At 60.2% G+C, this 22,157-nt stretch carries 23 protein-coding genes; 14 read left to right on the top strand and 9 right to left on the bottom strand.

The features are described 5' to 3' along the window. The first annotated feature begins 14 nt into the window (after window positions 1–14). Entirely contained in the window at window positions 15–1,067 is a 1,053-nt protein-coding gene (locus tag GDN47_RS14135; protein WP_152093605.1) for a polysaccharide deacetylase family protein, read from the top strand. 3 nt (window positions 1,068–1,070) lie between these two features. Here GDN47_RS14135 and pdxH read toward each other — a convergent pair whose 3' ends face one another. Then, window positions 1,071–1,691 (bottom strand): pyridoxamine 5'-phosphate oxidase, encoded by a 621-nt coding sequence (gene pdxH, locus GDN47_RS14140; RefSeq protein ID WP_112605952.1) that lies wholly within the window; start codon window positions 1,689–1,691, stop codon window positions 1,071–1,073. 64 nt (window positions 1,692–1,755) lie between these two features. Here pdxH and GDN47_RS14145 point away from each other — a divergent pair, with 64 nt between their 5' ends. The 4 genes from GDN47_RS14145 to GDN47_RS14160 all read left to right on the top strand — a co-directional run bounded on the left by GDN47_RS14145 (window position 1,756) and on the right by GDN47_RS14160 (window position 5,244). Continuing rightward, window positions 1,756–2,214, top strand: a complete 459-nt coding sequence (locus tag GDN47_RS14145; protein WP_069613743.1) for an RT0821/Lpp0805 family surface protein — start codon at window positions 1,756–1,758, stop codon at window positions 2,212–2,214. 311 nt (window positions 2,215–2,525) lie between these two features. After that, a complete protein-coding gene (locus GDN47_RS14150) occupies window positions 2,526–3,689 on the top strand; it encodes a DnaJ domain-containing protein (protein ID WP_152093606.1) in 1,164 nt (387 codons plus the stop codon). Window positions 3,690–3,811: 122 nt separating this feature from the next. Further along, on the top strand, window positions 3,812–4,630 hold the full coding sequence (gene fabI, locus GDN47_RS14155) for an enoyl-ACP reductase FabI (RefSeq protein WP_069613741.1): 819 nt from the start codon (window positions 3,812–3,814) through the stop codon (window positions 4,628–4,630). Between the two features lie 17 nt (window positions 4,631–4,647). Beyond that, window positions 4,648–5,244 (top strand): histidine phosphatase family protein, encoded by a 597-nt coding sequence (locus GDN47_RS14160; RefSeq protein ID WP_152093607.1) that lies wholly within the window; start codon window positions 4,648–4,650, stop codon window positions 5,242–5,244. Window positions 5,245–5,459: 215 nt separating this feature from the next. Here the strand turns inward: GDN47_RS14160 and GDN47_RS14165 are convergent, their stop codons facing one another. Further along, window positions 5,460–5,720, bottom strand: coding sequence for a DUF1344 domain-containing protein (locus GDN47_RS14165; protein ID WP_015339036.1), 261 nt, complete (start codon window positions 5,718–5,720; stop codon window positions 5,460–5,462). A 308-nt stretch (window positions 5,721–6,028) separates the two neighbouring features. On the opposite strand from GDN47_RS14165, the gene aroC reads away from it, so the two are divergent. Further along, window positions 6,029–7,126 carry a chorismate synthase gene (gene aroC, locus GDN47_RS14170; RefSeq protein WP_152093608.1) on the top strand — a complete coding sequence of 366 codons (1,098 nt, stop codon included), beginning with the start codon at window positions 6,029–6,031 and terminating at the stop codon, window positions 7,124–7,126. A gap of 10 nt (window positions 7,127–7,136) precedes the next feature. Further along, window positions 7,137–8,240 carry a 3,4-dihydroxy-2-butanone-4-phosphate synthase gene (gene ribB, locus GDN47_RS14175; RefSeq protein WP_152093609.1) on the top strand — a complete coding sequence of 368 codons (1,104 nt, stop codon included), beginning with the start codon at window positions 7,137–7,139 and terminating at the stop codon, window positions 8,238–8,240. Window positions 8,241–8,350: 110 nt separating this feature from the next. On the opposite strand, the gene GDN47_RS14180 is transcribed toward ribB, so the two are convergent. From GDN47_RS14180 to GDN47_RS14190, 3 genes are all read right to left on the bottom strand, one after another. After that, window positions 8,351–8,896, bottom strand: coding sequence for a GNAT family N-acetyltransferase (locus tag GDN47_RS14180; protein ID WP_152093610.1), 546 nt, complete (start codon window positions 8,894–8,896; stop codon window positions 8,351–8,353). 42 nt (window positions 8,897–8,938) lie between these two features. Continuing rightward, window positions 8,939–10,030 carry a dipeptidase gene (locus tag GDN47_RS14185; protein ID WP_152093611.1) on the bottom strand — a complete coding sequence of 364 codons (1,092 nt, stop codon included), beginning with the start codon at window positions 10,028–10,030 and terminating at the stop codon, window positions 8,939–8,941. A 75-nt stretch (window positions 10,031–10,105) separates the two neighbouring features. Continuing rightward, complete coding sequence (locus GDN47_RS14190) at window positions 10,106–11,296, bottom strand: winged helix-turn-helix domain-containing protein (RefSeq protein ID WP_152093612.1); 1,191 nt, start codon at window positions 11,294–11,296, stop codon at window positions 10,106–10,108. 107 nt (window positions 11,297–11,403) lie between these two features. Between GDN47_RS14190 and GDN47_RS14195 the strand changes: the two genes are divergently transcribed. Genes GDN47_RS14195 through GDN47_RS14205 form a run of 3 tightly spaced genes read left to right on the top strand, consistent with a single transcriptional unit; the run spans window position 11,404 to window position 13,269 of the window. Then, complete coding sequence (locus GDN47_RS14195) at window positions 11,404–12,081, top strand: energy-coupling factor ABC transporter ATP-binding protein (RefSeq protein ID WP_152093613.1); 678 nt, start codon at window positions 11,404–11,406, stop codon at window positions 12,079–12,081. Further along, window positions 12,081–12,683 carry an energy-coupling factor transporter transmembrane component T family protein gene (locus GDN47_RS14200; protein WP_152093614.1) on the top strand — a complete coding sequence of 201 codons (603 nt, stop codon included), beginning with the start codon at window positions 12,081–12,083 and terminating at the stop codon, window positions 12,681–12,683. Before GDN47_RS14195 ends, GDN47_RS14200 begins: the two co-directional genes overlap by 1 nt. A 28-nt stretch (window positions 12,684–12,711) precedes the next feature. Continuing rightward, on the top strand, window positions 12,712–13,269 hold the full coding sequence (locus GDN47_RS14205; protein ID WP_069613734.1) for a biotin transporter BioY: 558 nt from the start codon (window positions 12,712–12,714) through the stop codon (window positions 13,267–13,269). A 7-nt stretch (window positions 13,270–13,276) separates the two neighbouring features. Here the strand turns inward: GDN47_RS14205 and GDN47_RS14210 are convergent, their stop codons facing one another. Further along, on the bottom strand, window positions 13,277–13,678 hold the full coding sequence (locus tag GDN47_RS14210; RefSeq protein WP_113353896.1) for an acyl-CoA thioesterase: 402 nt from the start codon (window positions 13,676–13,678) through the stop codon (window positions 13,277–13,279). A gap of 167 nt (window positions 13,679–13,845) precedes the next feature. Here GDN47_RS14210 and GDN47_RS14215 point away from each other — a divergent pair, with 167 nt between their 5' ends. Further along, the gene (locus GDN47_RS14215) at window positions 13,846–14,787 is read left to right on the top strand and encodes a histone deacetylase family protein (protein WP_113353895.1); all 942 of its coding nucleotides are present in this window, start codon (window positions 13,846–13,848) and stop codon (window positions 14,785–14,787) included. 2 nt (window positions 14,788–14,789) lie between these two features. Beyond that, complete coding sequence (locus tag GDN47_RS14220) at window positions 14,790–15,041, top strand: exodeoxyribonuclease VII small subunit (protein ID WP_113353894.1); 252 nt, start codon at window positions 14,790–14,792, stop codon at window positions 15,039–15,041. Between the two features lie 75 nt (window positions 15,042–15,116). On the opposite strand, the gene GDN47_RS14225 is transcribed toward GDN47_RS14220, so the two are convergent. Beyond that, a complete protein-coding gene (locus GDN47_RS14225; RefSeq protein WP_113353893.1) occupies window positions 15,117–15,650 on the bottom strand; it encodes a hypothetical protein in 534 nt (177 codons plus the stop codon). 150 nt (window positions 15,651–15,800) lie between these two features. Between GDN47_RS14225 and GDN47_RS14230 the strand changes: the two genes are divergently transcribed. Further along, window positions 15,801–16,724 (top strand): pirin family protein, encoded by a 924-nt coding sequence (locus GDN47_RS14230; RefSeq protein WP_113333633.1) that lies wholly within the window; start codon window positions 15,801–15,803, stop codon window positions 16,722–16,724. Window positions 16,725–16,849: 125 nt separating this feature from the next. Then, on the top strand, window positions 16,850–18,766 hold the full coding sequence (gene dxs / locus GDN47_RS14235; RefSeq protein ID WP_113353892.1) for a 1-deoxy-D-xylulose-5-phosphate synthase: 1,917 nt from the start codon (window positions 16,850–16,852) through the stop codon (window positions 18,764–18,766). A gap of 72 nt (window positions 18,767–18,838) precedes the next feature. Here dxs and GDN47_RS14240 read toward each other — a convergent pair whose 3' ends face one another. Both GDN47_RS14240 and GDN47_RS14245 read right to left on the bottom strand, forming a co-directional pair. Further along, entirely contained in the window at window positions 18,839–20,821 is a 1,983-nt protein-coding gene (locus GDN47_RS14240) for a methyl-accepting chemotaxis protein (RefSeq protein ID WP_152093615.1), read from the bottom strand. A gap of 224 nt (window positions 20,822–21,045) precedes the next feature. Continuing rightward, window positions 21,046–22,053 carry a DUF4424 domain-containing protein gene (locus GDN47_RS14245; RefSeq protein ID WP_152093616.1) on the bottom strand — a complete coding sequence of 336 codons (1,008 nt, stop codon included), beginning with the start codon at window positions 22,051–22,053 and terminating at the stop codon, window positions 21,046–21,048. Window positions 22,054–22,157 lie beyond the last annotated feature (104 nt).

Genomic DNA, 22,157 nt, shown 5'->3' on the forward strand with positions numbered 1-22,157 from the left:
CCGGGTCGAGCCGCATGGAACAGGGCATCAAGGTCCGCCTCAAGCGCACGATGATCTCAAGCGGGCTTGAGGCTGCCGCGCTTTTGAAGGGTGCGGGACTGATGCGCGATGTTGCCGGCCTCGGCACGATCTTCACCCTTCATCACGTCCGCCCTGCCCTCCCCCGCCGTTTTGCGCCCAATGCGCATCTGGAAGTCTCGCCCGACTTTCTCGATCAGGCGATCGCCCGGCTCAAGCAAGACGGTTACGAGTTCATTGCACTCGACGCTCTTCCATCCCGGGCAAAAGAGGCCGGCAAGCCACCCTTCGTCGCCGTCACGCTCGACGATGGCAATCGGGACAATCTTGACAACGCCCTGCCAATCTTCGCACGCCACGATGTGCCCTTCACCGTCTTCGTCGCCCAGGGGCTTTCGGAGCGGACGCATAGTTTATGGTGGGAGACGCTGGGCGAACTGCTTGGCCGGCTTGATCGCCTGACATTCGATTTCGGGTCAGGAGAAGAGTTTCTGCCACTCGGCAAGGATAGCCAAAAGCATGCCGCATTTGCCCGCTTCGCCGCCTTTGTTCATAGTCATGAAGAAAGCGAAGCCGTCGGCCGGATCGATGAGCTTGCCCGGCGCCATGGTCTGGAACCGGTCGATATCGTCCGTGCATCTATCATGGATCGGGATGAATTGCGGCAGCTCGCTCGCCATCCCCTTGCCTCGCTCGGCGCCCATACGGTGAGCCATCGGGCCTTGGCAAGGCTCCCCGAAGCGGAGGCTGTCGCGGAGATGGCGCTTTCGGCCGATTATGTCGCCGACATCACCGGAAAGCGGCCAACCACGATCGCCTACCCCTATGGCACGAACGAGGCAGTCTCGGCGCGCGAGGGACGGCTTGCGGCTGAACTCGGCTTCTCCGTCGGCGTCACGACCCGCCCCGGCACGATCACGGCAGCAAACGGCAACTCCCTGCTATTGCCGCGGCTATCGCTGAACGGCCATTACCAGAAGCCCCGCTATGCGTCGGCGCTTGCATCCGGCATCCCCATGCGGCTGATGGGGCGCCGAGAAACGGCATAGGATTTACGGATACATCCGCACCTTTTGCCAGGCACCCTCCGGTACATCACGGCGAAATTCGATGCGATCGTGCAGGCGGAACTGGCGGTCGTGCCAGAATTCGATCGACAGTGGCCGGATGCGGAAGCCGGACCAGTAAGGCGGGCGCGGAATATCGCCGATCGCGTAACGGGCGGTATATTCGGCAACGGCCTTTTCCAGCGCGAAGCGGCCTTCCAGTGGTCGCGACTGCTTTGAGGCCCAAGCGCCGATGCGGCTGCCGCGAGGCCTTGTCTTATAATATTCGTCGGCTTCCTTATCGCTCACCACTTCAACCAGGCCACGCAGGCGCACCTGGCGACGCAACGACTTCCAGTGGAAACACATGGCCGCTTTCTTCTGGGAAAGAATTTCTTGGCCTTTCTGGCTCTCGAAATTTGTATAGAATACGAATCCGTCGCTATCGAAACCTTTCAGAAGAACCATGCGGACATTTGGCAAACCATCCTTATCCACCGTTGCCAGTGCTACCGCATTCGGATCGTTCGGTTCGGTGGTCTCCGCCTCACGCAGCCAGGACGCAAAGAGACTGAAAGGTTCGTTCTGCTCGGTGAAGTCACCGCTTGTTAACTCGTTTTCCGACATATTAATTCAAAAGCTCCGCAATTCCTAATAACCGCCGGCCCCTCTGGCTGGCCAAGAAGTTCGGGTGGAAGTCATAGCAAAGTCGATCGTTCATACAAAGCGCAAGCTTGCAAAAGGCGTGACGATGGCTGTCGCCCTAGTCTCCCTTTTCACCCTTGGCGGCTGCGTCGGCGGCGGCATGGACTATCTGAGCTCGGCCAAAGTGGATCGCAGCGTATCAACGGGCACCGTGCCGACGGCCCCCGTAACGACGGACAGCATCTCCGACGAGACCACGGTGCGCAATGCCGTTACCTCGGCGGATCTCCACAAACTCAACGGCCAGCCCATACCCTGGGCAAACACCTCAACCGGCAGTGCCGGTGTCATCGACACGATTGTCGAAAGCAATGCGTCCGGCGTGGTCTGCCGCCAATTCCGCACCAGCCGGCATTCCTATCAGGGCGTTGCCAATTTCTCGGGCAGGACTTGCCTTGTCGGCCTTGGCGAATGGCAGTTGCTAAGCTTCCAGCAGGCGGGCTGAGCGCCTTTCTCCTTTTCGTCCCGCCCTCAAATCAGTTCACGCTGATAGGCATTCTATTATCATCGGCGATCCGGCTCCGACTGCAAATCCCAAGCATCGGCCGTTAGCGATCGGCTAACCATGCCTTGAAATGCAGGCCTTCAGGTTCCATCCGCCGTAACGCCTGATTAGCAACTTTTCCCGCAGGATCGGCTCATCGGCGCATCAGCCTTGCCTCCCATGACAGGAAGCAGGATGGCGAAGCGCTAACTGGTTCTTTGCTTGGGGTGCTGCGATGGGGCTCGGCACACCCATGAATGATGGCGGGAAAGATGCGCGATCCGTATAAGGTGCTGGGCGTTCGGAGAGATGCGGGGGCGGAGGAAATCAAATCCGCCTGGCGCAGTCTGGCGAAGACCGCCCATCCCGATCACAATCTGGGCGATCCGACCGCGTCGGAACGGTTTGCCGAAATCGGCCGGGCTTACGAGACGCTGAAGGATCCGCAAAAGCGCAGCCGCTACGACCAGATCGCACGTATGGCCGAGGCAAAGGGTCAGAGCCAGGAACAGACGATCATGCAGCAGCGGCAGGCGGCTCGCGAGGCTGCCGAGCGGGCCAAGGCCGCGCGCGCCAATGCCGACAAGATCATGGAAGAGCTCGCGCGGGCCAACGCCCGCAAAGCAGCAGCCTCCGCTGCATCCGGCCAACAGGGCAATGCCACCGAATCTCCGGAAGACATGGTCGAACGCATTTTCGGAGTGAAGACCGGCCAGGCGCAGCAGGCACAGGCCACGGCGGCAACAGGCGTAAAGCAGGCGGAAAAACCGCAGGAGCAACCCGATACCGCGGCGCCGGAAGAGCCGCAGGTGGAAGAGGAGCAGCTTGCCACGGTTTCGGCAGCTGCCGGCTCGCGCTCCGCCTTCGGCATCCTCGGCTCTCTGGTACGACGCATCACGGGCGGCAGTGCGCCCGAAAAGCCGCCGGAGAAAACCCCGGAGGTCGCCGCCGAAGCCACGGTAACGCTCGACGACATGCTGAAGAGCCGCTGGATTGCCGTTCCGCTGCCCGACAATCGTGAGGCGCGCTTCCAGGCGACGACTGATATCTCCAATGGCCAGGTGCTTCACCTCAAGGGCCAGGGACTGAAACTGCAGGGCATGCTGCGCGGCGATGTCGCCGTCACCGTTCACCTATCGACCGACGGACGCTTCACGCTCGACGGCAGCGATGTGCATACAATATTACCCATTACGATAGAGAATGCCGTTCTCGGTTGCGAAACCACTGTCGAAGGATTGAACGGACCGGTCAGGATCACGGTGCCGGCCTGGTCCGGTTCGGATCAGGTCGTGCGCATTTCCGGCGAGGGATTGCCCGACGGCAATGGCGGAAAAGGCGATCTCATCGTCGAATTGCGGCTGATGCTGTGGGAAAAACCCGACGATAAGGTCACGGATCTCATGCGCAGCATGCGCGAGGGGCTTTTCCTGTGAAATTTTGGTGACAACAGCACCCTTTGTTACGATCCCTAACAGTTGATGATCTTTACGATGCTTGAACAGGGGAACGGCCTATGCCATAGGCAGGGTCATTCGAAAGTTCAAGGGAGCAGAATATGGCTCAATCCACTGGCCTCATGGCAGGCAAACGCGGCGTCATCCTCGGCGTAGCAAACAACCGTTCGATAGCGTGGGGTATTGCCAAGGCCTGTTCGGATGCCGGAGCCGAAATCGCATTGACGTGGCAGGGCGATGCCCTGAAGAAGCGCGTCGAGCCGCTTGCTCAGGAACTCGGCGCATTTATGGCTGGCCATTGCGACGTAACCGAGCCGGCAACGATCGATGCCGTCATGGACACGCTTGAGGCGAAATGGGGCAAGATCGATTTCGTCGTGCATGCCATCGCGTTTTCCGACAAGGACGAGCTGACCGGCCGTTACCTCGATACCAGCCGCGACAACTTCACGAAGACGATGGATATCTCCGTCTATTCCTTCACGGCGGTTGCACAGCGCGCCGAGCGAATCATGAATGACGGCGGCTCGATGATCACCCTCACCTATTACGGTGCGGAAAAGGTCATGCCGCACTACAACGTCATGGGTGTCGCGAAGGCTGCTTTGGAAGCCAGCGTGCGCTACCTCGCAGTCGACCTCGGCAGCCGCGGTATTCGCGTCAACGCGATCTCGGCAGGCCCGATCAAGACGCTCGCTGCGTCCGGTATCGGCGACTTCCGCTACATCCTGAAGTGGAATGAGTACAACGCACCGCTGAAGCGGACTGTCACGATCGACGAAGTCGGCAATTCCGCCCTCTATCTGCTGTCCGATCTGTCGACGGCCGTGACCGGCGAAATCCATCACGTCGATTCGGGCTATCATACGGTCGGCATGAAGGCCGTGGACGCGCCCGACATTTCCGTCGCGAAGGACTGACCAACAGGAAGCTGACCGTGTCGCCCATCCTCTATGTGATACGTCACGGTCAGACCGACTGGAATGCCGAGCGTCGCCTGCAGGGGCAGAAAGACATCGATCTCAACGCCATCGGCCGCGAACAGGCGCGGCAGAACGGCATCGATCTCGCCGAAATCCTCGCATTCGAAAACCGGCCCTTCGATTTCGTCGCCAGCCCCTTGCGGCGCACGCGCGAAACCATGGAAATCGCCAGAGATGCCATGGGCCTGCCGCCCAAGGACTATGCGACCGACGACAGGCTCGTCGAACTGTCGTTCGGAGCCTGGGAGGGCTTTACCCTCAAGGAATTGAAGGCAACAGCGCCCGACCGGCTTGCCGAGCGCAAGGCGAATAAATGGGACTTCATCCCGCCTGGCGAAGATGCTGAAAGCTATGAAATCCTCTCCTGGCGCGTCGGCTCATGGCTGACATCCGTCGACCGCCCGACGGTCTGCGTCACGCATGGCGGCGTCATCCGTACGCTGTTCCGTCTGATCGGCGATGTCGAAAAGGAAGAGGCGGCGGAAATCCCGATCCATCAGGACCAGATCCTGAAGGTCGATCCGCAGATGAAGATCATCGGCTGGATGTAGACGGTTCCCGATTAAAGCATGTCGCGCAAAAGTGTGCAGCGGTTTTGCGACAATGACATACCCAAATCAAAGATCTAAAGCGCAAGAAGCGAATCCGAAAGATCGCGATGCGCTTCAGGCGCGGATGACTGGGTGATTTGGGAGCTAGCGAAGAAGAATAATCACCTTGAAAGCGGGAAAACCGTCCAAGACCGCCGGCTGCCCGGCAGCGCTATTTACTGGACGATATCGAGATCGTTGACGACGCGCTTGCCGTCGACTTCCGTATAGAAGACCACCACCTTCACACCGGCCTGCAGACCACTGAAATCGAAATCCTCCGGCACCTGATAGCTCTTGCCGTCATCCAGCGTGATGTTGAAGTTCTTCGCGTCGACCTTCTTGATGACGGCTTCGACATCGGCGCTTTCAGCAAAACCGGCGACAGGAGCAAGCAGGCTTGCCGTGGCCAAAAGCGTCGCTACAAAGAAGCGCATCGTCGTCACCCTTCAGGTAAATTGATTATGATTTCTTATGCGGTCTAGAAAACACGTCGAATATGGCGGAAGTTGCCCCCAATAATGACTTCGCCCGCCCAAATGGTGAATGCTTCGTCACAATCCACAATTCGGATTAATCTTTGTTTACCATGCCGGTGCTTGAGGAGGAAAAGGGCCGGTCGCCGTTTCCGAGGCAAGTGAAAGAAAGATTTTGTCTTGTCGGCATTTTGGCCTATGAGTGGGCCGAAATTGCAAGAGACAAGACGCGGCCTGTCGGTCAGGCTGCGCTAATCCGGTCGTTTTACATGTCGCATAATACATTCGGTCACCTCTTCCGCGTCACCACCTGGGGCGAAAGCCACGGTCCAGCGCTCGGCTGCGTCGTCGACGGCTGCCCTCCAGGCCTCCGTTTCAAGCTCCAGGACATTCAAACCTGGCTCGACAAGCGCAAGCCGGGCCAGTCGCGCTTCGTGACGCAGCGGCGCGAGGACGATCTCGTCAAGGTTCTGTCGGGCGTCATGACGGACGAGGACGGCGAGACGATGATCTCGACCGGCACACCGATCTCGATGCTGATCGAGAATACCGATCAGCGCTCGAAGGATTATGGCGAGATCGCTAGGCGTTACCGCCCCGGCCATGCAGACTACACCTATGACGTCAAATACGGCATTCGCGACTACCGCGGCGGCGGCCGCTCATCAGCCCGCGAAACCGCGGCGCGCGTCGCTGCCGGCGGCATCGCCCGTCTCGTGGTGCCCGGCGTGACGATCCGTGGCGCGCTGGTGCAGATCGGCAAGCACAAGATCAACCGTGCCAACTGGGATTGGGCGCAGGTGGATCAGAACCCGTTCTTTGCGCCTGATCCCGAAATCGTGCCTATTTGGGAAGACTATCTCGACGGTATCCGCAAGGCCGGCTCCTCGATCGGTGCCGTGGTGGAAGTGGTGGCGGAAGGCGTGCCGGCCGGTCTCGGCGCTCCGATCTATGGCAAGCTCGACCAGGATATCGCCTCGCTGCTGATGTCGATCAATGCCGTCAAGGGCGTCGAAATCGGTGAGGGGTTCGCCTCCGCTGAACTCACAGGCGAGGAAAATGCCGATGCCATGCGCATGGGCAATGACGGCAAGCGCATCTTCCTGTCCAATCATGCCGGCGGCATCCTGGGCGGCATTTCCACAGGCGAGCCCGTCGTCGCGCGCTTCGCCATCAAGCCGACCTCCTCGATCCTGACGGAACGCCAGTCGATCGATGCCGATGGCAACAATGTCGATGTGCGCACCAAGGGCCGCCACGATCCTTGCGTCGGCATTCGCGCCGTGCCGATCGGCGAGGCGATGGTCGCCTGCGCCGTTGCCGATCATTATCTGAGGGATCGCGGCCAGACGGGCCAGCAGAGGTAGGAACTTCGAGATGTCTTACGACCAGAAGCGTGTTGTCGATGCCATAAGGGCTTTCGAAGCCGGCGAGATCGTCGTCGTCATGGACGACAATGACCGCGAGAACGAAGGCGATCTGATCGTTGCCGCCGTTCACTGCACGCCGGACAAGATGGCTTTCATCGTCCGGCACACGTCCGGCATCGTCTGCACGCCGATGCCGCGCGAGGAGGCCAAGCGACTCAACCTCAACGCCATGGTCGCGGAGAATGATTCCGCCCATACGACGGCCTTCACCGTTTCCGTCGATTTCAAGCATGGCACCACAACAGGCATTTCCGCCGACGACCGGACGCTGACGGTCCGAAACCTCGCCAATCCGAATGTCGGGCCGACGGATTTCGTTCGTCCGGGCCATATCTTCCCGCTCGTTGCCCGCGAAGGCGGCGTGCTGATGCGTTCGGGCCATACGGAAGCGGCGGTCGATCTCTGCAAGCTTGCCGGCCTGCCGCCGATCGGCGTCATCTGCGAACTCGTCAATGACGATGGCACCGTCACTCGCGGTCAGCAGGTGGTGAGCTTCGCCGAGCAACACGGGCTGAAGCTTGTTTCGGTCGCCGACCTCATCGCCTATCGCCAGCGCAAGGAAACCCTCATCGAGCTCGGCACCAGCTTCGACATCGAAACATCGTTCGGCAAGGCGCGCGCCCATACCTATTCCCTGCCCTGGGACCCGATGCAGCATCTTGCCGTCGTTTTCGGCGATATTCGCGACGGCGTCGATATCCCGGTTCGACTGCATCCGGAGAACGTTGCCGAGGATATTTTCGGCAAGAACAGCCCGGTCGATTTCTACATGAAAAAGATTGCTGAAGAGGGCCGTGGCATCATCGTCTATCTGCGTGAGGGCTCTGTCGGCGTCGGCCATTTCGACAACGGCCGCAAATCGCGCCAGGCCGGCCGCGAGGCGCATGCCGAAGCGCAGACGCGGGATAGCGAGTGGCTGGAAATCGGCCTCGGCGCGCAGATCCTGAAGGATCTCGGCGTCAGCTCGATCAAGTTGCTCACCAGCCGCGAGCGGCACTATGTCGGCCTGGAAGGGTTCGGGATCAAGATCGCCAAGACGGAGATCTGCTGATCTTCGATCTACCCTTGAGTGGAACGGTCGGAACGAAGCTCCGAGGGGGCAGCGTAATGTCTCGTCGAACTCAGGGGCATTTCCTGCCCCTGACTACGCGGCGACCTCCCTCACGGGAGAGGTGCCGAAAACTCGCGATCGAGCAGCCCCATCATGATGTCATCGTGCCAGCTGCCGTTGACATAGGCCGTCTCCCGCTCCCTTCCCTCGACAACGAAGCCGCATTTTTCATAGGCGCGGATGGCACGCTGGTTGTAGGCGAGCACGCGTATTCCGATGCGGTGCAGCCCCATCTCGCCGAAAGCATGACGTAATAGAAGCATGATCGCTTCCGTGCCAAACCCTTTGCCAAGCAACGCCGGGTCATAAATCCCGATCGCCATCGTCGCACGCTTGTCCTGAGGATTGACGTTGTCCAATCTGATCACGCCGGCAAAGGCGCCCTTGATCTCGATAACCCATGCGTGGGGGTGATCGGCAATACCCTGAACCCATCTGACCGCGCTCTCCCGAGTGATGGGCTTGATGTCCTCCTTGTTGACGCCATACATTTCCGCGATCTCGGCATTGGTGCCCAAGAGGAGGCGCTCATCGGCGTCCTCGGCACATGGCGGGCGGAGCCTGACATTGCGGCCTTTTAGAATCAGCGACGACAATGAACTCTCCTTTTCGGGTGCTCTTCTGCCAGTTGGACTCTGTTAGTAATGTCGCCTCATGGGAGGTTGACAAAGCTCCTTGCCGATCAGCCATGTGGCATCGAATACGCCAAGCCAATTGTCATAGGCGAATTTTCGCAAGGTCAGCTCGTCGAAACCACTCTTGCGCATTGCGTCCACGAGGCACGGCAAGCCGCTTGCGTCCTTGATCTCGCGGGGCATGACGGCACCATCGAAATCCGATCCCAGAGCGACCCCATCCGCGCCGAGGCGGGCCACGAGATGGTCGATCTGGCGAATAACGGCGTCGAGCGGGGTGTCTTCGTCAAGATTGGCATCCGCGCGGATATCGTTGACGGCAAGATTCAACCCGACGACGCCACCTGTATCGCGGATGGCGTCCAATTGCCGGTCGGTGAGGTTTCGGGTCGACGGGCATATGGCATGAGCGCAGGCATGCGTGGCGACAAGCGGAGCGGTGCTCAATGCGGCCACGTCCCAAAATCCGCGCTCGTTCAGATGGGAAACATCGATCATGATCCCGAGTTCGTTGCACCTTCTGACCAGACCCTTTCCCAAATCCGTGAGGCCGGGTCCAGTATCTGGCGATCTCGGATAGGCGAACGGAACGCCGTAACCAAAGATATTCGGGCGGCTCCATACGATGCCCAGGGATCGAAGGCCGGCATCATAGAGGCTATCCAGATAGGCGAGATTGGGGCCGATGGCGTCGGCGCCTTCCATATGGAGTACGATGGCGAATGCGCCGTCATATTCAGCCGCCTTGATCTCCCCTACGCTCGTTGCCACACGGATTTTATCGCCCGAGCGTCCAATCAGCTTCCTTATCGCCGCAAGCTGCCCGTCGATTTGCCGGCGGGCATGGTCCTGATGCAAAGCTTCGGCATAGCGAACTTCGTAGCCATTTTGGGTGATCGTCAGATCATCTACCGGCTCATGCTCCGGCGCGGCGTACATCGCAAACAATCCGCCGGCTAAGCCTCCTTCGAGTGCTCGCGGAAGATCGAGATGCCCAGCCTCGGACCGGGCCAAAAAATCACGGCCGTCAGGCTTGTAATCCAGCATGAACTGGACCGCATCATTATGCCCATCGAAAATCCGAACGGTGTTCATGCGATCTCGATCCCAAAATGAGCGGCAGTCTCCCTGATGCCACTCAGCGCCGATTTCCTGAAAAAGAACTGTCGGTCATCCCCGCCAGCCGTCGAGAAGCACGACCTTCTCGACGCCGGTGAAACGGGCAACACGTTCCAGCTCCGCTTCCAGCTTCTCCAACCGGCCGGCGGATGCCTTGACGCCCGGTTCCAGCCACAGGCGCTTGACATCCAGTGTTCCCGCCTTGCGGTCGGCCTTCATGTCGATCCGTCCGATCAGCCGGTCGCCCTCCAGCAATGGGAAGACGTAATAGCCGTATTCGCGCTTCGGCTCGGGCACGAAAATCTCGATGCGGTAGAAGAAGCCGAAGAGACGTTCGGTCCGATTGCGATCGCGCAGAGTCGGATCGAAGGGGCTCAGCACGCGGATGCGCGCCGGTGCCTCGGCATGACTGTCGAGCGTGTCATGGAAATTGAGGAAGGCGAAGGACGAGCGCGGCTTGCCGCCGGCGGCGGGCTCGATCAGTACTTCGGTCAATTCGTCTCGATGAGTCTCGACCCAGCTCTTGGCTTCCTGTGGCGTGACCAGATCCCAGAAGGCGGCGATTTCGCCCGAGGTGGCAAAGCCGAGGCGCTGCAGCGCGCTTCGGCAAGCCCAGTCGACAAATTCGTCATGCTCCACTTCGGGCTCATGGAAATGGGCCGGAAGGACACGTTCGACGAGGTCGTAGACCTTTTGAAAATTAGTGCGGCCGGCGATGGCGAACTTGCCGGTGCGCCAGAAATATTCGAGCGCCGTCTTGTTTGGGTGCCAATTCCACCAGCCGCCGGAGACATGATCCTCCGCCTTGACCTCGCGGGCGGTGATCGCGCCGTTCTTCAGCACGCGCTCGTAGGTTTCCTCGAAAGCCGCCTCGAAGCCCTCCCCGCGCCATTTGCGCCAGCGTGCGATGATTGCCTCATCCTCGCGGCGGAAGCGGTGCTTCCAATAGACGAAGAAGGCGCTCGGCAGGATGGAGGCATCATGCGTCCAGTTCTCGAAGAGTGCACCGTCCTTCTCCAAGAGTTCGGTCAGATGTTCACGCCGATAGGTCTGGTTGCGCGAAAACAGGATCTGGTGATGGGCGCGCTCGACGGTGGCGATACTGTCCACCTGCACGAAGCCGATGTCGTGGATGAGCTGCAGCAGCCCCGCCTTGGTCAAGGCGCGGTTCGGCGGATTGGCAAGACCTTGCTTGGCAAGGAACACGCGGCGGGCGTCACGATTCGAGAGCAGATTCGTCATTACGGGATCATAGGCATAAATTCCCATGCTTTCAAAGAGGCGTCGATTTGATAATTCGATGCAATGCGCTATAGCTCCGCGATCACACTACCGAACAGGAAAGCCGCTTGGACATCCGCTTCGAAACCGCTGGCGTCGATTATGGCAAGCGCACTGCGCTGTTTCCTCTGAATCTCACGCTTCAGGAGCGCCGCATCGGGGTGATCGGCCTCAACGGTTCCGGCAAGACGACCTTCGCGCGGCTGATCAACGGGCTCGTCAAGCCGACAACGGGGCGCGTCGTGGTTGATGGGCTCGACACGGTCGGCGATGCTGCCAAGGTGCTCGGCAAGGTCGGTTATATCTTCCAGTCGCCGCAAAACCAGATCATCCTGCCCATTGTGCGCGACGACATCGCCTTCGGCCTCAAGGCGCGCGGATATGACAAGGCGCAGATCGATGCGGCGGTCGAGGGCATTCTTGGCCGCTTCGGCGTCGGTCATCTCGGCGCGCGGCGGGCACATGAGCTCTCCGGGGGCGAATTACAGATGGCTGCCCTTTGCTCGGTGCTGGTGACTGGCCCGGATATCCTCATTCTGGACGAGCCGACGAACCAACTCGACCTCAAGAACCGGGCGCTGGTGCAGAAGACCATGATGGGGCTGCCGGAAAGTGTCATCGTCATCAGCCACGATCTGCCACTGCTCGAGGGTTTCGAGCGGGTGCTTTTGTTCGATCAAGGCCGGCTCGTCGCCGACGCTCCGGCAGAGGAAGCGATCGCTCGCTACAGGGAGATGGCTGGCTGATGCAGACGCTGCATGTCGATGTCGATACCTGGCTGCACCGGCTTTCGCCGCGCGTAAAGCTGCTGGCTTTGACCGCATTCGGCGTGTTGCTGTTCCTAACGCACTCCATCATGCTGCTTGCCTGTGCAAATCTTGTCGGCGCCACCCTCTACCTTCGCAGCGGTTTGCCGGTCGGAGAGGCGATGAAGCGGCTTCGGCCGATCCTGATCTCGATCGCTGTCCTGGCGATCTTTGCGGCACTGGTCGGCCCGCTCCACGCCGCCATCGTCACGGCGCTGCGGCTGACGGCGCTCGCGCTGTTTGCCGCCACGGTGACGGCAACGACATCGATGGCCGCCTTCATCGACGAGATCACGGCACTTGCCATGCCGCTTGAAAAGCTCGGCCTGCTCAGAGCGGCCGATATCGGGCTTGCGATCGGCCTGGTGATCCGTTTCGTGCCTGAAATCCTCGATCGCTACCGCGCGATCCGTGAAGCGCATCAGGCGCGCGGGATCAAGGTTCGCCTGGCAACCACGCTCGCGCCGCTCATCATCCTGACGCTGCGCGATGCGGACAATATCGCGGCGGCGATTGACGCGCGGGGCATTCGGCGTCAATGAACATAGGTCTTTTTCGGAAGGAGCCGCCATGAACACCCGCGATCTCGTCCTCTCGGCGCTGTTTGCCGCCATCATCGTGGCGCTCGGCCTGTTGCCGCCGATCCCCATCGGCATCATTCCGGTTCCGATCACCGCCCAGTCGCTCGGCGTCATGCTCGCCGGCGTCGTCCTCGGCGCCAAGCGCGGGACGATCGCGGTGCTGCTGGTAGTGGTGCTTGTTTCGATCGGCCTGCCGGTCCTTTCCGGCGGCCGCGGCGGCCTTGCCGTCTTTGCCGGCCCGACAGCCGGCTTCTTCGTCGGCTGGATCTTCGCTGCCTTCATCACCGGCTATCTCTCCGAACGACTGGTCAAGCCGGAACAGAGCGGCCTGGTTCAAGGTGTCGGCTTCTTCATCGCTGCTGTTATCGGTGGGGTGGTGGTGCTGTACGCGTTCGGCATTGCCTGGCTCGCCATCAATATCGGTTTCAGCAAGGCGTTTATCGGGTCCCTGGGCTTCGTGCCGGGCGATGTCATCAAGGCCGTCGTCGCAGCCCTGGTCGGCCGCGCTGTCATGGTCGGCTATCCGCTTCTGCCGCAGCGGAGCTAAATCGAGACTAAGCCAGATATTTGTAGAGCCAGTCGCGCGTGTCTTCCGGCAGTGGCACCGGGTCATGCTCATCGCCACGCACCGCGAGCCAGAGGATTTCCACCTCCGCTGCCAATTCGTTGCCAGTTTCAACCGCGACAACGAAACCGATCGACTTGCCGCCAATCTTGTTGACGCTGATCGAGTAACGGGCAAGGTCGTCATAGTGCAGGGCGCGGTGCAGCGAGCACGATGCCTTCTTGGCGATATAGAGAGGCTCGTCGTCGACCAGCGGCCGCGTGCGCCAAAAGTTGGAGAGTGCGGTCTCGGCTTGCGAGATGTAGGAGGCGATAAACATCTGGCCGTGCCGGTCGACATCACGCGGCGGCACCCTTACCTCGATGACATCGGATCGTTCTACTCTCGCCATCACGCAACAACCCTGGCCGACGCCGTACTGACCTTAATGAAAGCTTAACACCGCGCCTCGATAAGTAAACGGCGCCACTTCAAAGTGGTTAAGATGGATTGTTGACATTGTAGTGACATTGTCCATGTCCTGTAATAGGCGTCACACCTCATTTATAGATTGGCCCCATGAGCACACGTCTTTACGAACATCCGATCTTTCTTGAACACATCGTTCCTCCTGGCCATCCGGAGCGACCGGACCGGCTTCGCTCGCTGAACATTGCGCTGGAGCATCCAAATTTCGAGAGGCTGGACCGGCGAAAGGCGCCGCCCGCGCATGAGGATGCGATCCTGCTTGCGCATCCCGAGGAGCATCTGGATTTCGTGCTGCGTTCGATGCCGGACAGAGGTGACGAGGGCGAGATCAACCAGATCGAGGCGGATACCTATGCCAGCCCGAAGACGCTGCAGGCGATCATGCATGGCGTCGGCGGCGCCATGGCGGCGGTCGACGACGTCTTCTCCGGTGCGGCCGACAATGTCTTCGTCGCGGCCCGGCCGCCCGGCCACCATGCCGAGAAGACCAAGGCCATGGGTTTCTGCTTCTTCAACAATGCCGCGATCGCCGCCCGCCATGCGCAAAAGGCCCATGGTGCCGAGCGCGTCGCCATCGTCGATTGGGACGTGCATCACGGCAATGGCACGCAGGATATCTTCTGGGACGATCCGTCCGTGCTCTTCTGTTCCACTCACCAGATGCCACTCTATCCCGGCACGGGCAAGAAGGACGAACGCGGCGCGCACAACACCATCGTCAATGCGCCGCTGTCCCCCAATACCGGCGGCGATCATTTTCGCGAAGCCTTCAAGTCCCGCGTGCTGCCGGCGCTCACCGACTTCCGCCCCGACCTCATCATCATCTCGGCGGGCTTCGATGCCCATCACCGCGATCCCCTGGCGCAGCTGAACCTGACGGGCGAGGATTTCGACTGGGCGACGGGGCGACTGCTCGAGGTTGCCGACCGCAGCGCCAAGAACCGGGTCGTCAGCCTGCTCGAAGGCGGCTATGATCTGGAAGGTCTCGCCGAGTCGGCGGGAATGCATATTCTACGCATGATGAAAGGTTGACGATGAGCGAGAACGCCAAGGCAGATGTATCAGGCTATTCCTTCGAGAAGGCCGTGGCGGAGCTGGAAAGCATCGTTGCCCGGCTCGAACGCGGCGATGTGGCGCTGGATGAATCTATCGCCATCTACGAGCGCGGCGAAGCGCTGAAGAAGCATTGCGAGGCGCTGCTTTCGGCTGCGGAAAACCGCATCGAGAAGATCAGGCTCGACCGCGCAGGCAAGCCGCATGGCACGGAAGCGCTGGATGGCGCGTGAGGCGGGCGGCTGCACGCGCCTACCGGAATCGCCATGAGTCTCGCGCAGGCGCTTTGATGCGGATGAACGATTTCGTCAAGGCGACATGAACTGTATGTAACCATCGTGGTTGAGCGAAAACCCGAAGCTGGTCCGCTTTCCGTTTATGGATACGTGATACTCTCTGCCTCTATCGCCAATTTTGAACGCATCCGGATATTTTGTTTTGATGACGTCTGCGAATTGGCGTTCGATCGTCTCATCGTCTGCCATCCCTGGATGACGGCGATACTTCGTATCACATAGTCCGTCTGGATTGATGATAACAATCAGCGATCGATCGTCCGTTGCCCCCTCGAAATATGTATACTTGCCAGAAATCAAACTCGAACCTTGCTTGGTTTGAAACGACTTAACCCCATAGCGGGCTGCAGCCGCCCGAGCCTGCGTATAGGGCGCGCTAGAAGCAAAGCAAATATCTCGAAACGCAGCAACCGCAGGTTCAATTGCCGTCGGATCGGCAGCTTTTTTAGCAAACTGCTGCTCAGGCCGGTCACCCGTCGTGGTGCATGCGGCCAGCATTCCTCCCAAGAGAAAGGCAAACAGTACTTTGCTTCCGCGCATGTCCATGCTTATTCGTCTCCAAAATTACCCCGCTGTTCACATAGCGCGCAATGTTAAACAACCCTTTGAAACAATCCTTATAAACGCCTGGACAGCGGAATTTGAGTTTCCCAACCTTTCTCGCTAGGTTGAGCCCCAACCGAAAGGAGAGCCTTCATGTCCTTCTTCCCAGGAAACGATCCGCAGGCGGGTGACGCCTTCGCCTGCGATGCGATCGAGAATCTGATTATCCCGCGCACCAGCGACCTCGGCGGCTTCTCCGTGCGGCGCGCGCTTCCGAGCAGCCGGCGCCGGCTGGTGGGACCGTTCATCTTCTTCGACCGCATGGGGCCAGCCATTTTGCGGCCGGGCCAAGCGCTCGATGTGCGCCCACATCCGCATATTGGCCTTTCCACCGTCACCTACCTCTTCGACGGCGAGATCCGCCATATGGACAGCCTCGGCACGGCCAAGGTGATCCGTCCCGGCGACATCAACCTGATGACGGCCGGGCGCGGCATCGTGCATTCCGAGCGCACGCCGGAGAACCTGCGCGACCATCCATTTTCCATGTCCGGCCTGCAGACATGGCTGGCGCTGCCCGACGACAAGGAGGAGATCGATCCCTCCTTCGCCCACACGGAAAAGGACGAGCTGCCTGTCATCGCCGATGGCGGCGTGAGCGGGCGCGTGGTGATCGGTAATTTCGAGGGCCTGGAATCGCCGGTGAAATCCTTCTCGGACACTCTCTATGTCGATCTTCAGCTGCAGCCGAACACGACGTTTCCTTTTGGGGCAGCGCATGAGGAACGGGCAGTCTATATTCTCTCCGGTTCGCTCGTCGTCGCCGGAGACCGTTTCGAGCAGGATCAGCTTCTCGTCTTCCGCCCCGGTGACGCGATAACGCTGGGGGCCGGCGAAAAAGGCTGTCATCTCATGCTTTTTGGCGGTGCAGCGCTTAATTCGAAGCGCTATATCTGGTGGAATTTCGTCTCGTCCTCGAAGGAGCGTATCGAAAAAGCCAAAGAAGAATGGCGCACGGGCCGCTTCGATATCGTGCCGGGCGACGAGGAAGAGTTCATTCCCCTGCCGGAGGGCTAACGGGTTCATAACATTCCCACATGTTTCTTGTTCGGGAGCACCTTGAATTCGGCGCCTTTTGTCGCAATCTGTTTTGACGTAAAGGCGGACAACCGCCCAAGAATAGCAAGAAAGAGGCATCAGCCTTGACACAAATGCCAGAGACGCCCCTGCTCGACCGGGTCCAATATCCCTCCGACCTGCGAAAGCTGGAGGACCGGGAACTGCCGCAGCTCGCCCGCGAAGTCCGCGACGAGATGATCGACGCGGTATCGCGCACCGGCGGACATCTCGGCGCCGGCCTCGGCGTCGTTGAATTGACCATTGCCATCCACAGCGTCTTCGATACGCCGAACGATCGTTTGATCTTCGATGTCGGGCATCAGTGTTATCCGCACAAGATCCTGACTGGGCGTCGCGACCGCATTCGCACGCTGCGCCAGGAAAACGGTCTTTCCGGCTTCACGCGCCGGGCCGAAAGCGAGTACGATCCTTTCGGCGCAGCGCATTCCTCGACTTCCATTTCCGCCGGCCTCGGCATGGCTGTTGCCGCCGAGCTCGAAAACAGCGACCGCCGGGTGATCGCCGTCATCGGCGACGGTGCCATGTCAGCCGGCATGGCTTATGAGGCGCTGAACAATGCCGGCGCGCTCGATGCCCGGCTGATCGTCATTCTCAACGACAATGACATGTCGATTGCCCCGCCGACGGGAGCGATGAGCGCCTATCTCGCCCGCCTCGCCTCCGGCCGCACCTATATGGGCTTCCGGGATTTTGGAAAGAAACTGACCGCTTATCTCGGCAAGAAGGTCGACCGCGCCATCACGCGGGCAGTCGAACACGCACGGGGCTATGTAACCGGCGGCACCATGTTCGAGGAGATGGGCTTCTACCATATCGGTCCGATCGACGGCCATTCCTTCGAACATCTGCTGCCCGTGCTGCGCAATGTGCGCGACAATGCACAGGGACCGGTGCTGATCCATGTCGTGACGCAGAAGGGCAAGGGCTATCCCCCAGCCGAAGCGGCTGCCGACAAATATCACGGCGTCAACAAGTTCGACGTCATCACCGGAGCTCAGACGAAGGTGAAGCCGAATGCGCCGAGCTACACAAGCGTCTTTGCGGACGCTTTGGTGCAGGAGGCGACCCTCGACGACAAAATCGTCGGTATCACCGCCGCCATGCCGAACGGCACCGGCCTCGACAAGCTGCAGGAGTTCTTCCCCAAACGCTGTTTCGATGTCGGCATCGCCGAGCAGCATGCCGTGACTTTCGCCGCTGGCCTCGCCGCCGAAGGTTATAAGCCCTTTGCCGCCCTTTACTCCACTTTCCTGCAGCGCGCCTATGACCAGGTGGTGCATGATGTGGCCATTCAAGGGCTGCCGGTCCGTTTCCCGATCGACCGCGCCGGCTTCGTCGGTGCCGATGGCCCGACGCATGCTGGCTCCTTCGACACCGCTTTCCTCGCGACTCTGCCGGGCTTCGTCGTCATGGCCGCGGCAGACGAGGCGGAGCTGAAGCACATGGTGCGCACCGCTGCCGCCTATGATCTGGGTCCGATCTCCTTCCGCTATCCGCGCGGTGAAGGCGTCGGCGTCGATCTGCCGGAACGCGGCCAGATCCTCGAAATCGGCAAGGGTCGCGTCATCAAGCAGGGCACGAAGGTCGCCCTACTCTCCTTCGGCACGCGTCTCGCCGATAGTCTTGCAGCCGCCGAGGATCTCGATGCCGCCGGTCTTTCGACGACAGTTGCGGACGCGCGCTTCGCCAAGCCGCTCGATCACGACCTCATCCGCCAGCTTGCCGCCCATCACGAGATGCTGATCACCATCGAGGAAGGTTCGGTCGGCGGCTTCGGCAGCCAGGTCATGCAGTTCCTTGCCAATGAGGGCCTGCTGGACAACGGCCTGAAAATCCGTTCGCTCGTCATGCCCGATATCTGGATGGAACAGGCAAAGCCCGAAGCCATGAATGCCCGGGCCGGTCTCGACCGTGCCGGCATCGTGCAAACGGTCTTCCGCACGCTCGGCCACGGCCGCATCGTCGAAGCTGCTGGATAGCTTTACCTCCCCTTGTGGGCTGGGCTATCGCATACGGGCGATAGCTCTGCCATCAAAGGGAGGGTTGCTTAATCAGAATTCTTCCCAATCGTCCTGGGGTGCGGCGGCGGAAGCCGTTGCCTTACCGGCAAAGGCCTTGGCGACCGTACGCCCGAGAGCGCGGGCCGGAGACATGGCCGGCTTCGAATGCGCCGTTGCCGCGACTGGCCGTGCCGGCGTTGCCGATATGGGCCGGGCGGGCATTACCCGAGCAGGTGCAGCCTGCACGGAATTGCCGAGACGGAATTGCTGCAGCAGCTCGTTGAGTGCAGCTGCTTCGCGGGCGAGCGCATGGCTTGCCGCCGTCTGCTCCTCGACCATCGCGGCATTCTTCTGGGTGCCCTGGTCCATATTGTTGACGGCCGTGTTGATCTCCTGCAGGCCGGTCGACTGCTCGCGGGTCGCCGTCACGATCGCGCCGACATGGCGGTTGATCTCTTGCACTTCGGATACGATCAATTCCAGCGCCTTGCCGGTCTCGCCGACCAGCGACACACCCGTATTGACCTGATCGCTCGATGTCGTGATGAGCGACTTGATTTCCTTGGCGGCATTAGCCGAACGCTGTGCAAGCTCGCGCACTTCCTGGGCGACGACGGCAAAGCCCTTGCCGGCATCTCCGGCACGTGCTGCCTCGACGCCGGCATTCAGCGCCAGAAGATTGGTCTGGAACGCGATGTCGTCGATGACGCTGATGATGTTGCTGATCTCGCCCGAGGATCTTTCAATCTGCTGCATGGCCGCGACGGCTTTGCGAACCACTTCGCCCGATCGCTCCGCACCGAGGCGGGCGCGTTCGACGAGATGGCCAACATCCTCGGCGCGCTTGGCAGAGTCACGAACGGTCGTCGTGACCTGTTCCAGTGCTGCGGCAGTCTCCTCGACAGCGGCAGCCTGCTGCTCGGTGCGATGCGCCAGATCATCGGCGGCCGCACGGATTTCGTCAGCACCTGCATTGATGGCGCGGGCATTGGAGCCGACAGACTGCAGGGCGGCCTCCAGCTTCTCGACTGCATTATTGAAATCAGCGCGAACGCTGTCGAATTGCGGTGCAAAGCTGTTGTGAAGGCGGGTTGCGACATTACCCGACGATAGAGCCGAGAGGCCGCCGGCGAGCGCTTCCATGGCGAAGCGGATTTCGCCTTCTTCACGCGCCTTCTGCTCGTCATTCATCAGGCGCTGACGTTCGGCATCGTCACGCATGCGCTCGGTCTCGCCGGCAAGACGCAGCTTCTCGATGCCGGCCTCCTTGAAGACGAGGACGGCATCCGCCATACGGCCGATTTCGTCGCCGCGGCCGACAGCCGGGACTTCGATATCGTGCTCGCCGTTTGCCAGACGGCCCATGGCCGCCGTCATGCCGACGATCGGGCGCACGATAATGCGCGAGAGCAGCCAGGCAAGCACAGCGGCGGCTAGCGAGGCGAAGATACTGCCAAGAATGAGGGTCAGGCGAAGATCGCCATTGGCATCATCCTGCATGGCTGCGAGGCTGCTTGCCTTGGAGCGGGCAGCCTGCTTGATCTTGGCGGCAGCTTCACGGAAGCCGTCAAGCTGACCCTTGGTTTCGTTCTGGCCGATCTTGACGATCTGATCGAGCGGCATCTCGGTTTCCTTGCGCGCCTTGGCCTGTGGCTCCGCGAGCTGATGGAAATAGAGATCAGCAGCTTTCTGCATGTTGTCGATCGCCTGCAGCAGATCCGGAGAATCGGCGGCCGCCTCCTTGGCGGCTGCGATGCTCTTCAGCATCCGCTCGCGATTGTTGAAGATATCGCCGTAGGTGCTTTCGCTGCGCAGAAGCAGAAAACCGCGCAGATTGACAGCCTGTTCCAGCATCGACTGCAGGGAGTCGTCGATCAGGCTGACGAGCTGCTGCGATTTTGCCTGCTCGTCGGCGGCTCCGGCCGAGACGTCCTGCTTTGCATAGACGAAAGCGGAAACACAAGCAAAAATGGCGATCAGGGCCGTAAATGTAATGGCAAGCTTGCCATTCAAAGAGAGTTTTTTCGCAAACATGAGCGAGCGCCTCCTGAGCGCCGGTCCTAGCGAGCATCGTCCGGCCGTCATTGGGAGGGAGTACGGCCGATGCTCGAAGAATTCAGGGAGGGCATGATTGGGACGCAGACGCGTGAAGCCTTCATGGCAGGCGGTGATCTGGAAGCGGATCACCGCAATCCTCGGCATGAGTAGAGGTTTCGGCTTTAAATTTATTTAATTTGCGCGGACTGCTCAGCTTAGCGCTAGTTCACCGCCGCCGCGGCCAGGATCAGGATTTCCAGATCGTGCTCCGGGTAAAAATCCTGCGCTGTCATCTGGAACGTCGTCGCGCCGATCTTCTTCACATTCGTACCGCAAAAGCTGATGTAGTTCTCGGGACTGCCCTTATCGACTGTCAGCTCGAAATGCTTGATCGGGCCGGACCAGTTGGCACCTGTCGTCAGCACATAGGAGATCCAGCTTTCGGTATAGCCGCGACCACCCTTGTCGGCCGCTGCGGCAAGCTTGACGGCCGTCTTCAGAAAGGCCTCATCGAGGCAATATTTGGCGCGATAGTTCTGCAGCTGCTGCTTCTGGTAATCTTCGTCGCCGGCAAAGGTGATGGCGACGGTTCCGCCGACGCTCGGCTTGTAGCGATGCTCCACGGCGATCCTGGCCTTGGCCGGAAACTTGGTGCGCCACCAATAGGTCGTGTGCAGCGTCCACATCGGCGTCGGATGATGTTTCATGCCCTGGCCGTCGGCGTCGTATTCATCATCGGCGATCAGTCCGCGGGCTGTCCAATCCTCGAGCACATCGACGGGCAATTTAGCGACAGCATCCGTCGCCGCCTTGCTGAGCGGCAGCAGCGGCACGCCGTGAGCCTTCAGTTCGTCGGTCATGTCGACTCCGGCAACCGATACGCGCTGCTGCAGGATCGGCGTGATGGCCTTGCCGCCCTGTGTGACGGTGAAGCCGAGGAAATTGTCGGAATCGACATTTCCGGCATCAACCATGCTGTCGATGTCGCCCTTGATATCGGGCATCGGAAAGGCGACGACGCTTTCGACGTCCTTATCGGACATGTTTTCAAAGACGTAATCGACACGGACCTGTTCTGGCGAAATGAACAACTTTTCCTGATCCATGCTGATATCGCCGGTGCGGACATAGGCGAGACCGCCCGTCTTCAGCTCGGCCATCGTGTCGTTCGCCATAGCCGGAGCCGCTGACATCGCCATCAGCGCAGCATAGCCACCAATCTTCCACATGATGCCCCTCGCCCATTGATCGCGGCGATTATGGCTGGCCGCTATCCGACGTCAACGCCGATTACAGCATAAAAGGCTTGCAACATAATGCATTGCCCGGCATG

Origin of the sequence: Martinezella dioscoreae, from assembly GCF_009176305.1 — a bacterium.
Classification (GTDB): Bacteria; Pseudomonadota; Alphaproteobacteria; order Rhizobiales; family Rhizobiaceae; genus Rhizobium; species Rhizobium dioscoreae.